The organism is Streptomyces sp. SCSIO ZS0520 (assembly GCF_025643355.1).
Lineage (GTDB): Bacteria > Actinomycetota > Actinomycetes > Streptomycetales > Streptomycetaceae > Streptomyces > Streptomyces physcomitrii.
In genome coordinates, this window is the sequence record NZ_CP092644.1 from 5,447,847 (window position 1) to 5,462,976 (window position 15,130).

The window sequence follows — 15,130 nt, forward strand, 5'->3', positions numbered from 1 at the left end:
CGGATGTCGGCCTTCCGCTGTGTCAAGCCCTTGTTCCGGCCCCTTGTCCCGGCGTAACCGGAAGCTGTCGCCCGGCACCGGGTCGCGCACCGGCCGAGGGGGCGCCGCCGACCCCGTTCTCCCGGTTCGCCGGGCGGGAGCGGCGGCGTTCCCACCCCGCGGTGATCGTCCGCCGGTCCGGAATCGTGCTGGCCAGGTCGCCGTCCGGGCCGCAAGCGGAAGCGGAACGCCGCTCGGCGGCGCCCGTCCGTACAGGGGTGCGAATGCCGGGCGGGGTGCCGCGGGCCGCGCCCGGGGTGCCCCTCGGCCCTGTCCGAACGGACCGGTTCGGGCGCATTCCCGCTGTCCGATTGGCCCCGTCTGGTGCCCTTGCTGCCGACTCGGTCAAGGGCTTTGCCGCGCCCTGGAGACTGGAATCCGAGGTTTAAGGATCAATGCCTGGCTGGTTTCTTTCCAGTTGGCCCAAAAGTGCCCAACTTTGGGTTGAGGGAAGGGTTGTGCTCAAAACCAGCGCGTGTGTATCTTCTGGGACCGATAGAAAGTCGGTGTCACATCTCTCGGTCCGGAAAGGTTTAGCGGGCTCTTCTGCTCGTCAAGCAGTTCGTTCCCGACAGTTGTGCTCTTCTGAACGTCGAATTCGACGTTCGATGTGTGCGCAGGTTTTCTTTCTGACGTTTCCATGTGTGTGGTCGAGTTCAATGTGACACGTCTGTCCAGTTCCGAACCACGGGGGTTAAAGGTGCACGTCGGGCTACTCGGACCACTGACCGTTACGGATCATCGAATTCCCATCGATGTTCCAGGTGAGAAGCTCAGAGCCATCATCGCCACGCTCGCTCTCACTTCCGGTACCACGGTCTCTTCTTTCTCTCTGCTCGATGAACTCTGGGGCGAGCAGCCGCCGCGAAGTGCGGCGAATTCCCTTCAAGGCCATATCGCAAGGCTGCGCAGGACGCTGGTGCAGCACAGCGGAAAAGAGGAATTGCGGAATGTGATCCGGACCTCGGGTTCCGGGTACATGCTCATGCTCCCGCCGGAGAACATCGACGCCCTGCGGTTCATCGTGGACGTCGAACTCGCGAGCCGGATGAAGGCCCGCGATCCGGAGAAGGCCATCGTCCTGCTCACCGACGCCCTCGGCAGCTGGCGCGGACCCGCGCTGCTCGACACCGGGCACGGCATCATCTGCCGTACCGCCGCCGCCCGGCTCGAGGAGACGCGCCTGATGGCCAGGGAACTCCTCATCGAGGCCAAGCTCGCGCTCGGCGGCCACTACGAGGTGGTCTCGGAACTGGAGCAGCTGCTCTCGCGCCACCCGCTCAGGGAACGGCTGTGCGAGCAGCTGATGATCGCCCTCTACCGCTGCGGCCGCCAGGCCGAGGCCATCGGCACCTTCCACCGGGTGCGCCAGCGGCTGTCCGCGGAACTCGGCCTGGAGCCGGGGCCCGGCCTGCAGAAGACCATGGCCGAGATCCTGCGCCATGGGCCGAGCCTGCTGCACCAGGTCGGCTGAGACATGGGGCGGGCCGCCGGGACGCCCCCGGTCCGGCCCGCCGGCTCCGCGTACGGCGCGGGGTCCGCGGAGAGCGGCGCGCCGCGCGGCGGGGAATCCGGTGTGCCGCGGGGCGGGGAACGCGGTGCCGGTGCGCGGCAGGGCGGGGAACACGGTGGCGGGGGCGATCGCGGTGGTCAGATGGACTTGGTCACGCGCAGGATCTGCCAGATCGCCCCGAAACTGGGGCCGTTCTGGAACGCCAGGTATTCCGGCAGCACCAGGTGCGGCCCCCATTTCTCCTTGTACGCCAGCTGGGTGGCCGCCGGGTAGATCGAGCCGCCCTTCTCCGCGAGCAGCCGCATGAACTTCGCCGTCAGGGGGCTGTGCCCGGAATGCTCGCAGGCCGGATCGAGTCCGGTGAACGGAGTGAAGCCGAAGTGCAGCCACTCGGCGCCCTCTTGGAGGAACTTCTCGATCGCCGCGGCGTTGATGGCCTCCATGACGCCCGGATTCACATCGGGCAGCCGCCGGCTCAGATCGTGCATCCAGCCCGGGCGGCTGCCGTAGGCGGGGGAGTAGGAGATGTAGGCGACCGGCTTCTCCTCGATGAGCCCCACGAACAGCCGGCGGTGCTCCTGCGCCGGGCCGCCCACCTGGCCCACCAGGAACTCGATCTCCTTGACGTGCTTGCCCTTCGAGCGCAGCCAGTTCCGGTCGATCTCCCCGATCTGCTGCTTGACGCCCTCGTCGTACGGCAGTTCGCGCACCTCGAGTCCGCTGCGCTTCGCCCGCGAGATCTTGTTGCGCAGCTTCATGAACTTCGTGCCGCGCAGCGTGAATTCCGGCAGGTGCACCGAGTACGAGGAGCCCACCTGGTTCACGGTGAAGCCGGCGGAGGCGAACAGGTCGATGTCCGTCGGCTGGAGCTGGATTCCGACGATGCGGCGGCGTTGTGCGCGGGCGTACTTCTGGAACTCCTCCAGGAGTGTGCGCTGCTGATCCGGCTCGGCGGTCACACCGCCGAACTGGATGAAGTACCGGCCCGCCCTGCGATAGGTGATGACCCCTTTAACGCTGCCTTCGAAGTGCTCGTTCCCCTCATTGACCGCGAGGAATGCGCTGGCATTGTCGCCGTAATCCCGGATGGATTTCAGAACTGATTCCAGCGTTGCCTGAGCGCCTTGAGAAGACTCCACCGACTGGCTCATCAGTTCACTCCATCGTCATGTCGCCTGTGAGTGCGCAGGAATGTAGCAGAGCATGGCGATTAATTGCTGAAAAGGCCGTGTCAGTGAGATCTAAGCGGCCTCTCAGAGGGGTCTGTAAGCATCGTTCGCGAGGCTGGCGAAGGTTGAGTTTTCGAACGATGAGGAGTGTCCGTGGGCAGTACACAGCTGTCTCGCCCGGTGGAGCAGAATGAATCTGCGCCACCCCCGAAAACCGCTTCCCTGCGGACCTACCACTCTTATGTAGGGGGTGGGCCACTGGAAAGCACTGACTGGGTGTACGTGCTCAATTCCAGCACTCTGCTCGATGACGTCTTCACCAGTCTGACACTCAAGCGGAAACTGGAACAGGGACGCGTCACGGCCGAGGACCAGCGTGATGTCGTCGTGGGCCGGGTGGCCAAGGCGGATCGTGCCACCGTCCAGCGGGCCATCGACGCCGCGGCCCAGGCCGCCCCCGTCTGGGGCGCGTTCCCCATCGACGAACGCATCGGCCGCTTCGGCATGCTGCTGCACGACCGGCTCGCCGAACGGGCCGAGGAGATCGCGGAGATCCTGGTGCAGGAGGGGCATCCCCTGATGCTCGCCCAGTGGCAGGTCTCCGGGATGCTGGAGTGCTTCAGCCCCGAGTCCAACGCGTTCTACCGCTCGCAGATGCTCCAGGAGTTCCACCGCGACGAGCGGCGGCTCCAGGTCCGCAGACAGCCCGACGGCGTCGTCTGCCTCAACCCGCCCCAGAACGCGCCGCTGTCGAGCGCGCTGCTCGGCGTCACCGCCGTCATGGGCGGCAACTCGCTGATCGTCCGCGCCCCGCGCAGCGGCCCGCTCGGCGTGATGTACGTGATGCAGGAGATCGTCGCCCCCGCGCTCGACGAGGTGGGCGCCCCACCCGGCACCCTCAACGTGGTCTGCGGCGACCCCGGCCCCATGCTCTCGGCCTGGCTCGCCAGCCCCGACGTGGACGACATCATCTACTTCGGCTCCAGCGAGAACGGCACCAAGTTCGAGGCGCGCTGCGTGGCCGAGGGCAAGAAGCCCATCCTCGAACTCGCCGGAAACGACGTCGTGACCGTCTGGAAGGACGCCGACATCGACCTGGCCGCCGAGGCGCTCACCGAGAGCTTCTACGGATCCGGCCAGCTGTGCATGATCCCCAACCAGGTCCTGGTCCACCCCGAGGTCGCCGACGACCTGGTGGCCGCGCTGGTCCGCAAGGTCGGTGAGATCAGACCCGGCTACCCGGGCGACCCCGACGTGCTGCTCACGCCGGTGCTGCGCAACGAGAAGTTCTTCAAGTGCCTGGACGACGCGCTCGCCAAGGGCGCCGAGGTGGCCTGCGGCGGGCACGCGATGCAGCTGGACGGCAGCCGCGACCCCAACGGGATCTTCCTGGAGCCGACCGTCATCGTCGTGCAGGGCATGGACCGGGCGCGCGAGGTCGAGGCCGTGGTGCACGAGACCTTCTTCCCGCTGCTGCCCATCGTGGTCGCGGAACCCGCGCCGGACGACGAACTCCTGGAACGCTTCATCGACTTCGTCAACTCCAACGCCTACGGGCTGCGCAACTCCGTGTGGGCCAAGGACACCCGGGTCGTGGACCGCGTCCTCGCGCGTATCAGCAACGGCGGCCTGCTCAAGATCAACGACTCCCACATCGGCTTCCTGCCCTGCCTGCCCACCCACGGCGGCACCGGACTCACCGGCGGCGTCTTCGGTGAGGCCAACTACCCGATTCTGCGCACCTCCCACGTCCAGGGCGTGAGCATCTCCACGGGCTCCCGTCCACGCGACGCGGTCTTCGGAGCCTGGCGGACCCTGCGCGAGAAGAAGACCTCGTAACCGCCCCGATTCCGCCTCTGCGAAGGAGTTCCCATGCGTGCACTGGATGCCGCCCGCGAGACCTGCGAGCGCTATCTGCCCGGACTGCTCGGCGCGCTCGCCAAGCACCCGCTGACCGACCTGGAGCGGCCCGAAAGCCCCGCCATCGAGCTGTTCCGCTCGCACGGCGGCCCCGGTCTCGTCATTCCCAAGACGTACTCCGGCCTCGGCGCCGGCCCCGTGGAGGCGGTCGAGGTGACCCGGGCGCTCGCCGCCGCGTCCCCCTCGCTCGCCGTCGCCACCACGATGCACCACTTCTCGGTCGCCACCCTCTTCTCGCTCGCCGACAGCCTGCAGTCCAGCGGCGTCGAGTGGGCACTCCTGGAGGGGATCGTGGAGCAGAACCTCCTGGTGGCCTCCGGCTTCGCCGAGGGCAGGCCCGGCCGGGGCATCCTGGAGCCGACCATGAACGCCCGCCTGGACGAGGGCGGCAAGGGCTACCGCATCAACGGCGCCAAGAAGCCGTGCAGCCTCTCCTCCTCCATGGACCTGCTGACCGCGAGCGTGGCGCTGCCCCGCCCGGACGGCACCAGCGAGATGGCCGTACTGCTCGTGCCCCGCCAGACCGAGGGCGTCACCATCCACCCCTTCTGGTCCAGCTGGGCACTGGCCGGCGCGGAGAGCGACGAGATCCGCCTCACCGATGTACTGGTCGACGAACAGCAGGTCATGCGGACCGAGTTGGGCGACAGCGGCGAGCTGGACCAGCTCCAGACCGTCGGCTTCATCTGGTTCGAGATGCTGATCTCCGCCTCCTACCTCGGCATCGCCAGCGCGCTCGCCGAGCGCGTGATCGCCGCCGGACGCGGCTCGGTCTCCGAGCGGGCCGAGCTGGTCACCCGCCTGGAGACGGCGGCCCTGCTGCTCGAAGGCGTGGCCCGGATGATCCAGGACGGCGAGACCGGCAACGCCGCGCTCGCCAAGTCCCTCGTGGCCCGCTACGGAGCGCAGGACGCCATCGGCGACACCGTGCGCAAGGCCGTGGAACTCCTCGGCGGGATGGCCTTCATCAGCAGCGGCGACGTCGGCTACCTGTCGGCCGCCTCCAACGGGCTCTCCTTCCACCCGCCGTCCCGCTCCAGCTTCGCCGAGCCGTTCGTCGAGCACATCGGCGGCAAACCGCTGCGCATGACGTGAGGAACCGCCACATGACCACCACCACGGACGCGCCGGTCTACGACCGGGAGCACATCGGACGGCTGTACCGCGCCAACCTCAGCAAGGGCCGCGCCACCCTCGGCGAGCTCTTCGGCGGCCACATCGAGACCGGCTCCGAGGGCTCCTGGATCTACACCGACGACGGCCGCCGCTTCCTCAACTGCGGCAGCTACGGCGTACTGATCACCGGCGCCCGGCACCCCGTCGTCGTACGCCATGTCGCGGAGCAGCTGGGGCGCCATCCCGTCGCGAGCCGGGTCTTCCTCGAACCGCAGGCCGCCCTGGCCGCCGAGGCGCTGGTCGCCAAGGCGCCGGCCGGCCTGGAGCGGGTGCACTTCGCCTGCTCGGGCGCCGAGGCGGTGGAGACCGCCATCAAGGTCGCCCGGACCCGGGGCAAGGACCAGCTGATCGCCACCCACGGCGGCTACCACGGCAAGACCATGGGCGCCCTCAGCCTGACCGGCAAGGACATCTTCCAGGAGCCCTTCCGCCCGCTGCTGCCCGGCGTCCACCACGTGCCCTACGGGGACGCCGAGGCGCTGGAGGAGCTCCTGAAGACGATGCCGGGGCGGGCCTGCTTCGTCGTCGAACCCGTCCAGGGCGAGGCCGGGGTCGTCCTGCCGCCGCCCGGCTATCTGCGCGCCGTGCAGGAGCTGTGCCGCACCTACGACGCGTACTTCGTGCTCGACGAGATCCAGACCGGACTCGGCCGCCTCGGCACCTGGTGGGGCGCCGACGACGAGGGCGTCACCCCCGATGTGCTGCTTGTGGGCAAGGCGCTGGGCGGCGGCATCCTGCCCGTCTCCGCGGTCGTCGCGACCCCGAAGGCCTTCGCCGCCTTCGACAAGGACCCCTATCTGCACACCTCGACGTTCTCCGGGACGCCGATGGCGATGGCCGCCGTGCGCGGCGCCCTCGCGGCGATCGAGGAGGACGGCCTGGTCGAGCGGGCGCGCGACCTCGGTGCCGAGATGCTCACCACCGTCCGCGAGATCGCCCGGCGCCACTTCGGCCCGGTGGTCCGCGAGGTGCGCGGCCGGGGCCTGCTCATCGGGATCGAGTTCGCGATCCCCGGGCCCGCGGGCGACCTGCTCATCGAGCTGATCTCGCACGGCGTGGTGGCCAACCACTCGCTCAACTCGCACCTGGTGCTCCGGCTCACCCCGCCCGCCGTCCTGGACGCCGCGGACGCGCGCTTCCTGTACGAGGCATTCGACCGCGCCTGCCAAGCGCAGGCGGCCCGTTACGTACCGACTTTCGAAGGTGACTCCGCCCATGCGTAGTGTTCACGTGGCCGTCGAGCTGTCCGGCACCTCACCGGCCGAGGGGTACGACCAGGTGAGGCAGTTCGCCCGCTACCCCGAACTCGCCCCGGTGGTCCGCGCCGTGACCATCCATGAGATCAGCGACGACAAGGAGACCAGCGACTGGGAGGTCTACTTCCGCAACGGCATCCTGCGCTGGACCGAGTCCGACCACTTCGACCCGGACAACCTCTCGATCGACTTCACCCAGCTCGACGGGGACTTCGACTCCTTCGAGGGGACCTGGCGGATCGAGAGCGGCGAGAACGGCTGCGTGGTCGACTTCCGGGCCGACTTCGACTTCGGCATCCCGAGCCTCGCGGGCATCCTCGACCCCGTCGCCGAACGGGTCATCAAGGAGACCATCGCCCGCGTCGTCATCGGCCTCTTCGGCGGCAACGGAACCGTCGTCGGCGACGAGGCCCTGGCCCAGGCCGTGGCCCTGCCGCCCGCCGAGGTCCAGCTCGCCGGCGCACCGGTGGAGTGAGCCATGGACACCAAGAACCTGTTCATGACGCCGACCACCGCCTACCTCGTACGGGCCGAGTACGCCCTCGGGCTCGTGGTGAGCGTGGTCCTCTTCTTCACCCACCTCGGTGACATCAACTGGTGGGCCGCGATCGGGCTGTTCGTCTACATCGACCTCATCGGCTACATCCCCGGCGCCATCGCCTTCCAGCGGGCCGGGCACGGCGACATCTCCAAGGGCTACTACCTCGCCTACAACATCATGCACAGCCTGGTCACCCAGGGCCTGGTGACGCTGGCCTGGATCTGGCTGTGGGGCCCCGAGTGGGCGCTGCTCGCCCTGCCCATCCACCTCTTCGGCGACCGGTCCCTGTTCGGCAACTACCTCAAGCCGTTCGGGCTGCGCTTCGAGCCCGAGACCCACGAGGCGTTCCGCAGGTTCCAGCGCGAGTACGACTCCGCGGCAGCCGCCCCGGCCGGCAGCACCGACGTCCTGCGCACGGTGTCATGACGGGCGCCGCCACAGCACCGGCCGCCGTGCAGGCCGCCCTCAACACCACGATGCGGCACTTCGTCACCGGCGTCACGGTCCTCACCTGCGGCAGCCCCGCCGAGGCCGAAGGGGTCACGGTCTCCACCCTGACCACGATCCCCGGCGACCCGCCCATGGTCTGCATCGCGCTGCGCCAGGGCAGCCGGGGCCTGAAGTCCCTGCTCGCCGCCGAGACCTTCGTGGCCAACGGCCTGGCCGCCGACCACGAGTGGCTCGCCCAGCACTTCGCCCGGCGCAGCAGGCCCCGGGGCCTTGCCCAACTGCCGCCCCGGGGCTGGGCGGAGCCCTCGCCGCACGGCGCGCCGCGGCTGCAGGGAGTCGTCTCCTGGCTCGAATGCCGACTCGAACGCACGGTGGCCGCGGGCGATCACGAACTGCTGATGGCCCGTGTGCTGAGCGGCGACGCCATCGCCGGCACCCCCCTGGTCAACTTCGCCGGCGTGCTGCACACCGGCCTGTCGAGCCCACCGCACCCCGCGGACCCCGCCCCTGTGACGCATCCCGAAAGGAAGCAGTGATGACCTCCCCGAACATCCCCTCCGAGGCGGACTGGGAGCAGGCCCCCTCGCTCATGGACGGGGCGCTGAACCTGGAGCTCTCGGCGGCGACCTGCGACCTGGCCTACTGGCTGAGGTCCGTTCCGCAGGGAACCCTGCGCGGCAACATCCTCGGGCACGACGACGACGTACGGCCGCTGGACGTGGTGCGGCAGGAAGGGCCGCTCAACGCGGCGATCACCCAGGAGCTGGCCTTCCGCTCCCTCGCCGAGGAGAAGGCGACCCGGGCCATCGGGCACATGGTCGCCCTGGCGCCCGACAACGACACCATGGAGTTCTACTCCACCCAGCTCATCGACGAGGCGCGGCACGCGATGGTGTTCCGCAGCCACCTGCTCCAACTCGGCATCCCCCAGGAGCGGTTGTTCGCCGAGGTGGACCGGCTGGCCGCCGAGGACCGCGACTCCATCCTGGTACCGCTGGAGAACTTCGGCCTGCGGGTGCTGCGCGACGAGCGGGACTTCATCGGCGGGGTCCTGGTCCTGACCGTCCTGGTCGAGGGCGTCCTCGCGCCCGCCGCCGAGCTGAGCGAGCGCAAGTGGCGGGTCTTCGACCCGGCCGCCGCCGACATCGAGCGCGGCGCGGGCATCGACGAGATCCGCCATCTGACCGTCGGCAGCTCCATCCTGCGCGAGCACCTGCTCAAGCACCCCGAGGACAAGCCGCGGCTCCTGGAGCTGATGGCCGAGGGGTACGAGCTGTGGGGGCAGCTGCCCACCAGCGAGCAACTGCTGCGCCGCGAGACGCTGTTCCAGAAGGGCATCGACGAGCACGGCCACCTCCTCGGCGACTACGAGGCCTGGCCCGGGCGGCGGCTGGCCGACACCACCCCCGAGGAGCGGATGGCGACCGGCCAGGAGTGGGCCGAGAAGATGCAGCACTCGCGGCTCGCCTACATGGGGCTCGAGGAGGCGATATGACCGCGGTCAGCGGGACCGGCGCCGAGGGCGGCCTCGGCAGCCCGACGGCCACCCTGGACGAGGTCACCAAGCTGGTGAAGCGGGCCGGCCTGATGGACCTCCAGCCCGCCTACTACGTCTTCAAGATCATCGCCAATCTGGTGCTGCTCGCCGCGGCCTGGACGGCCTTCGCCCTGCTGGGCGACAGCTGGTGGCAGCTGGCCGTCGCGGCCTTCCTGGCGCTGTGCTTCGGCCAGACCGACCTGATCGGCCACGACGCGGGGCACCGGCAGATCTTCCGCACCCGCAAGGGCAGCGACGTCATCGGCTACTTCCACGGGAACCTGCTCACCGGGGTCAGCTTCGGCTGGTGGGTGCAGCACCACACCAAGCACCACAACTTCCCCAACCACCTCTCCCTCGACCCGGACATCACCCGCCGCCAGGTCATCTTCGACGTCAAGCACCGCACGAAGAAGACCAGCACCATGGCCCGGTTCATCGTGCGCCACCAGGCGTGGATGTTCTACGTGGTGATCATGCTGGAGGGGCTGCGCATGCACCTCTCCGGGTACGTCGCGGCCCGCCTGGGCGTGATCAAGCGCCACCTGGTCGCCGACCTGGTCCTGCTCACCGTGCACCTGGTGGCCTACCTCGCCGCGGTGTTCCTGGTCCTGCCGCCGCTCAAGGCCGTCGCCTTCATCGTCGTCCACCAGGCCCTCTTCGGCTTCTACATGGGCCTGCTCTTCGCGCCCAACCACAAGGGCCTGCCGGTGCGCGACGGTGACGCGGAGGAGCTGGACTGGCTGACCCGCCAGGTGGTGACCTCGCGCAACATCCTGCCCAACCGGGTCACCGACTTCTTCTACGGCGGCCTCAACTACCAGATCGAGCACCACCTCTTCCCCTCCATGCCGCGCCGCAATCTGCGCCGCTCCCAGCCGATGATCAAGGAGTACCTGGTCGGCCACGGCATGCCGTACGTGGAGGTGTCGCTGATGCGCTCCTACCTCGACGTCTCGGAGTACCTCGGCGAGGTCGGCGACGAGGTCGCGGACCTGGAGCGGACCGGACGGCTCCAGGTCGGAGGCACCTGATGGCGGCGGGACGCGCGGCGGTCGTGTGCGGGCTCGGCACCCATCTGCCGTCCCGGGTGGTCACCAACGAGGACCTGGCACGGGAACTCGACACCTCCGACGAGTGGATCCGCAGCCGCACCGGGATCGGCCAGCGGCACATCGCCGAGGAGGGCACCGCCACCTCCGACCTCGCCGTCGAGGCCGGAGGGCGGGCGCTCAAGTCCGCCGAGACGGACGCGGTGGACACGGTGATCGTGGCGACGAGCACCCCGGACCACACCTGCCCGGCCACCGCGCCGACGGTGGCGGCCCGCCTCGGCCTCGGCACCGTGCCCGCCTTCGACGTGGCGGCGATGTGCACCGGTTTCCTGTACGGCCTGGCGGTGGGCGGCGGCCTCATCGCCGCCGGTACCGCGGACAGCGTCCTGGTCATCGGGGCCGAGACGTACTCCAGCATCCTCGACCCCGAGGACCGCTCCACCCGGGCGATCTTCGGGGACGGGGCCGGAGCCGTCGTGCTGCGCGCGGGCGAACCGGAGGAGCCGGGCGCGCTCGGCCCGGTGATCCTCGGCAGCGACGGCACCGGCAGCGAACTGATCCGGATCCCCTCGGGCGGCTCGCGCGACCCGATCCGCGCCGAGCACATCGAGCGCGCCGACCCGTACTTCCGGATGGCCGGCACGCGGGTCTTCCGCAACGCGGTGGAGCGGATGGTCGACGCCTCCCGCGAAGCCGTGTCCCGGGTCGGGTGGACCCTCGAGGACATCGAGGTCTTCGTGGCCCACCAGGCCAACGTCCGCATCATGAACGCGGTCGCCGACCAGATGCGGCTGCCCCGCTCCCGCTTCCCGGTCCATCTGGACCGGGTGGGCAACACCGCCGCCGCCTCCATCCCGCTGGCCCTCGCCGACGCGGTCACCACCGGCGCCCTGCGCCCCGGGCACCGCACCGCGGTCGCCGGCTTCGGGGGCGGGCTGACCTGGGGCGCGGCGACCTTGACCTGGCCCGATGTCACCCCTGTCTGACGCTTCGCCACCTCTGTAGGCCATCACCTCGCAAGGAGTACCGCCATGAGCGACACCTACCCGCGTCTGGTCCAGCTGCTGGTCAAGAACTTCGGCTTCGAGACCGACGAGGTCACCCCGGAGGACACCTTCAGCAAACTCGAACTCGACTCGCTGGCCCTGGTGGAACTGACCCTGACCGTCCAGCAGGAGTTCGGCATCGAGCTGTCCGACGACGACCTCGGCGCCGACGACACCCTCGGCCAGGCCGTGAAGGTCATCGAGAGCAAGCCGGTGGTGGCCTGATGCCGGGCTCCACCGGCCCGTTCCACGCCGCGGTCACCGGGATCGGCATGGTGACCGCGGCGGGGATCGGAACCCAGGCCTCCTGGGACCTGATCCGGGACCCCGAGGGCACCGCCGCCTCGGAGGTCCCGGCCCTGGACGGCAACCCCGCCCACATCGGCTGCTGGATCCCCGGCTACGACGCCGACAAGGCCATCGGACGCCGCAAGGCCTGGCGCTACGACCGCAGCAGCCAGCTCGCCCTCACCGCGGCCGCCGAGGCGGTCGCCGACAGCGGGCTCGACCCGGGCGAGTGGGACGGCACCCGGGTCGCGGTGGTCCTCGGCAGCGGCATCGGCGGCGCCGGCACCTGGGAGAAGCAGCACAACGTCCTGCTGGGCGACGGTCCCCTGAACGTCTCCCCGCTGCTGATCCCCATGCTGGCGGTCAACATGTCGGCCGGATACGTGGCGATGGACCACGGCGCCCGCGGCCCCAACTTCGTCACCGCCACCGCCTGCGCCTCCGGGACCACGGCCATCGGCATGGCACGCGAACTGCTGCGCCAGGGCGTGTGCGACGTGGTGATCACCGGGGGCACCGAGGCCTGCCTGATCCCCTCGATCATCTCCGGCTTCAGCCAGATGGGCGCCCTCAGCAAGCGCCAGGACACCCCGCGCGCGGCCTCGCGTCCCTTCGACGTCGACCGCGACGGCTTCGTCCCCGCCGAGGGGGCCGCCGTCCTCGTCCTGGAGCGCGCGGCCGACGCCAGGGCCCGCGGCGCCCGGGTGTACGCGAACCTCTCCGGGTACGGCGCCTCCGCGGACGCGCACCACGCCACCGCCCCCGACCCCAGCGGCGCGGGCGCCGAACTCGCCCTGCGCGCCTGCCTGGACGACGCCGGGCTCGCCCCCGACGCCGTGGACCACGTCAACGCGCACGGCACCTCGACGCCGCTCAACGACGCGGCCGAGGCGAAGCTGATCCGCCGGGTCCTCGGCCAGCGGCCCGCCGTCACCTCGATCAAGGGCGTGGTGGGCCACTCGCTCGGCGCCGCCGGTGCCATCGAGGCGGCCGTCACCGCCCTCACCGTCGGCGAGGGCGTCATCCCGCCCACCGCCAACCTCGAAAGCCAGGACCCCGAGGTCGAGTTGGACGTGGTGGCCAAGACGGCGCGCACCGCCGCCGTGGAGGTCGCGGTCAGCAACTCCTTCGGCTTCGGCGGCCAGAACGCCGTGCTCGCCTTCTCCCGGGCGTGACCCGCCCCCGACCCTGTGGACCGGATTCCATGACCTATGTGATCGCCCAGCCCTGTGTCGACGTCAAGGACAAGTCCTGTATCGAGGAATGCCCGGTGGACTGCATCTACGAGGGGCAGCGGGCCCTGTACATCCACGCGGACGAGTGCGTCGACTGCGGGGCCTGCGAGCCGGTGTGCCCGGTGGAGGCCGTCTTCTTCGAGTCGGACCTCCCCGACCAGTGGCAGGGCTTCCACCAGTCCACCGTCGAGTTCTTCCAGACCGTCGGCGCCCCCGGCGGCGCCGCCTCCTCGGGACCGTACGGCCACGACTCCGCGCTGGTGTCCGCCCTGGAGCCGCAGGGTGTGGCGGGCTGATGGGCGGCCGTTCGATCCTCGTCACCGGAGGAAACCGCGGCATCGGCCTGTCCATCGCCCGTGCCTTCGCCGCGGCCGGCGACCGGACCGCGATCACGTACCGCACGGGTGACCCGGCGGATCTGCGGGCCGAGGGCCTGCTCCCCGTCCAGTGCGACATCACCGACCCCGAGCAGGTCGAGCGGGCCTACAAGGAGGTCGAGGAGAGCCACGGCCCGGTCGAGGTGCTGATCGCCAACGCCGGGGTGACCCGCGACCAGTTGATGCTGAGGATGTCCGAGGAGGACTTCACCTCCGTCGTCGACACCAACCTCACCGGTGCCTTCCGGGTGGTCAAGCGCGCCACCTTCGGGATGCTGCGGGCCAAGAAGGGCCGCGTGGTGCTGATCTCCTCGGTGGTGGGACTGCTCGGCTCCGCGGGGCAGGCCAACTACGCCGCCTCCAAGGCCGGGTTGGTGGGCCTCGCGCGCTCGCTCGCCCGCGAGCTGGGTTCGCGCAACATCACCTTCAACGTCGTCGCACCCGGCTATGTCGACACCGACATGACGCGCGCGCTCAACGAGGAGCAGCGCTCCCGGATCCTGGAGCAGGTGCCGCTGGGCAGGTACGCGAACCCCGACGAGATCGCGGCGGCCGCGGTCTTCCTCGCCTCCGAGGAGGCCTCGTACATCACCGGAGCCGTCATCCCGGTCGACGGCGGCATAGGCATGGGGCACTGATGGGCGGAATCCTCGACGGCAAGCGCATCCTGGTCACCGGTGTGCTCCTGGAGTCGTCCATCGCCTTCCACGCGGCGCGCCTGGCACAGGAGCAGGGCGCGGAGGTCATGCTGACCGCCTTCCCCCGCCCCAGCCTGACCGAGCGGGTGGCCCAGCGGCTGCCCCGACCGGCGGCGGTGGTCGAGCTGGACGTCTCGAACGACGAGCACCTGGCCCGACTCGAGGACCTGGTCCACGCCGAACTGGGCGGGCTGGACGGGGTGGTCCACTCGATCGGCTTCGCACCGCAGGACGCGCTGGGCGGGAACTTCCTCAACACCCCGTTCGCGTCGGTGGCGACCGCGATGCACGTGTCCGCGTACTCGCTCAAGTCCCTGACCATGGCCTGCCTGCCGCTGATGCCCGAGGAGGGCGGCGCGGTGGTCGGCCTGACCTTCGACGCGCAGTACGCCTGGCCGCAGTACGACTGGATGGGCCCGGCGAAGGCGGCCCTGGAGGCGACCTCGCGCTATCTGGCACGGGACCTGGGCAAGCGGAGGATCCGCTGCAACCTGGTCTCGGCCGGTCCGCTCAACTCGATGGCGGCGAAGTCCATCCCGGGCTTCGCGGACATCACGAGTGTGTGGAACCACCGCTCCCCGCTGGAGTGGGACGTGGAGGACCCGGAGCCCGCCGGCCGCGGCGTGGTGGCCCTCCTCTCGGACTGGTTCCCCAAGACCACCGGCGAGATCGTCCACGTCGACGGCGGGGTCCACGCGATCGGCGCGTAGGCATCCTCCCGCGTACACATCCGCGTGCACACCCGGGTACGGACCCGCTCAGGGGCCGTGCCCGGGCTCGCGCATGTGCGCGTACGCGTGTCCGTTCCCGTGCGCGTGCCCGTGCCCCTG

General features: G+C 69.9%; 16 protein-coding genes. 15 read left to right on the top strand and 1 reads right to left on the bottom strand.

Going from position 1 to position 15,130, the window contains the following annotated elements; translation table 11 throughout:
* Positions 1–679: 679 nt before the first annotated feature.
* On the top strand, positions 680–1,513 hold the full coding sequence (locus tag MID12_RS21705; RefSeq protein ID WP_107071365.1) for an AfsR/SARP family transcriptional regulator: 834 nt from the start codon (positions 680–682) through the stop codon (positions 1,511–1,513).
* A 176-nt stretch (positions 1,514–1,689) separates the two neighbouring features.
* Here the strand turns inward: MID12_RS21705 and MID12_RS21710 are convergent, their stop codons facing one another.
* Positions 1,690–2,703 carry a bifunctional lysylphosphatidylglycerol flippase/synthetase MprF gene (locus MID12_RS21710; RefSeq protein ID WP_263170071.1) on the bottom strand — a complete coding sequence of 338 codons (1,014 nt, stop codon included), beginning with the start codon at positions 2,701–2,703 and terminating at the stop codon, positions 1,690–1,692.
* A gap of 294 nt (positions 2,704–2,997) precedes the next feature.
* Between MID12_RS21710 and MID12_RS21715 the strand changes: the two genes are divergently transcribed.
* The 14 genes from MID12_RS21715 to fabI are packed head-to-tail and all read left to right on the top strand — an operon-like array spanning position 2,998 to position 15,010.
* A complete protein-coding gene (locus MID12_RS21715) occupies positions 2,998–4,560 on the top strand; it encodes an aldehyde dehydrogenase family protein (protein ID WP_052482526.1) in 1,563 nt (520 codons plus the stop codon).
* Between the two features lie 33 nt (positions 4,561–4,593).
* On the top strand, positions 4,594–5,736 hold the full coding sequence (locus tag MID12_RS21720) for an acyl-CoA dehydrogenase family protein (RefSeq protein WP_040253192.1): 1,143 nt from the start codon (positions 4,594–4,596) through the stop codon (positions 5,734–5,736).
* A gap of 11 nt (positions 5,737–5,747) precedes the next feature.
* Entirely contained in the window at positions 5,748–7,040 is a 1,293-nt protein-coding gene (locus tag MID12_RS21725; protein ID WP_263170077.1) for an aspartate aminotransferase family protein, read from the top strand.
* The gene (locus MID12_RS21730; RefSeq protein ID WP_052482527.1) at positions 7,033–7,548 is read left to right on the top strand and encodes a type II toxin-antitoxin system RatA family toxin; all 516 of its coding nucleotides are present in this window, start codon (positions 7,033–7,035) and stop codon (positions 7,546–7,548) included. The genes MID12_RS21725 and MID12_RS21730 overlap by 8 nt, the downstream gene beginning before the upstream one ends.
* 3 nt (positions 7,549–7,551) lie before the next feature.
* The gene (locus tag MID12_RS21735) at positions 7,552–8,040 is read left to right on the top strand and encodes a hypothetical protein (protein WP_052482528.1); all 489 of its coding nucleotides are present in this window, start codon (positions 7,552–7,554) and stop codon (positions 8,038–8,040) included.
* Positions 8,037–8,600: a flavin reductase family protein gene (locus MID12_RS21740; protein ID WP_052482529.1), complete on the top strand. Its 564-nt coding sequence runs from the start codon at positions 8,037–8,039 to the stop codon at positions 8,598–8,600. The genes MID12_RS21735 and MID12_RS21740 overlap by 4 nt, the downstream gene beginning before the upstream one ends.
* Positions 8,600–9,559 (top strand): VlmB-like protein, encoded by a 960-nt coding sequence (locus MID12_RS21745; RefSeq protein ID WP_040253196.1) that lies wholly within the window; start codon positions 8,600–8,602, stop codon positions 9,557–9,559. Before MID12_RS21740 ends, MID12_RS21745 begins: the two co-directional genes overlap by 1 nt.
* Positions 9,556–10,635: a fatty acid desaturase family protein gene (locus MID12_RS21750; RefSeq protein WP_040253198.1), complete on the top strand. Its 1,080-nt coding sequence runs from the start codon at positions 9,556–9,558 to the stop codon at positions 10,633–10,635. Before MID12_RS21745 ends, MID12_RS21750 begins: the two co-directional genes overlap by 4 nt.
* Positions 10,635–11,642 carry a beta-ketoacyl-ACP synthase III gene (locus MID12_RS21755; protein ID WP_263170085.1) on the top strand — a complete coding sequence of 336 codons (1,008 nt, stop codon included), beginning with the start codon at positions 10,635–10,637 and terminating at the stop codon, positions 11,640–11,642. The genes MID12_RS21750 and MID12_RS21755 overlap by 1 nt, the downstream gene beginning before the upstream one ends.
* A 45-nt stretch (positions 11,643–11,687) precedes the next feature.
* Positions 11,688–11,927, top strand: a complete 240-nt coding sequence (locus MID12_RS21760; protein WP_040253202.1) for an acyl carrier protein — start codon at positions 11,688–11,690, stop codon at positions 11,925–11,927.
* On the top strand, positions 11,927–13,165 hold the full coding sequence (locus tag MID12_RS21765) for a beta-ketoacyl-[acyl-carrier-protein] synthase family protein (protein WP_040253205.1): 1,239 nt from the start codon (positions 11,927–11,929) through the stop codon (positions 13,163–13,165). Before MID12_RS21760 ends, MID12_RS21765 begins: the two co-directional genes overlap by 1 nt.
* Positions 13,166–13,194: 29 nt before the next feature.
* Complete coding sequence (fdxA, locus tag MID12_RS21770; RefSeq protein WP_040253207.1) at positions 13,195–13,521, top strand: ferredoxin; 327 nt, start codon at positions 13,195–13,197, stop codon at positions 13,519–13,521.
* Positions 13,521–14,240 carry a 3-oxoacyl-[acyl-carrier-protein] reductase gene (gene fabG, locus MID12_RS21775; RefSeq protein WP_263170093.1) on the top strand — a complete coding sequence of 240 codons (720 nt, stop codon included), beginning with the start codon at positions 13,521–13,523 and terminating at the stop codon, positions 14,238–14,240. Before fdxA ends, fabG begins: the two co-directional genes overlap by 1 nt.
* The gene (gene fabI / locus MID12_RS21780) at positions 14,240–15,010 is read left to right on the top strand and encodes an enoyl-ACP reductase FabI (protein ID WP_040253211.1); all 771 of its coding nucleotides are present in this window, start codon (positions 14,240–14,242) and stop codon (positions 15,008–15,010) included. Before fabG ends, fabI begins: the two co-directional genes overlap by 1 nt.
* Positions 15,011–15,130 lie beyond the last annotated feature (120 nt).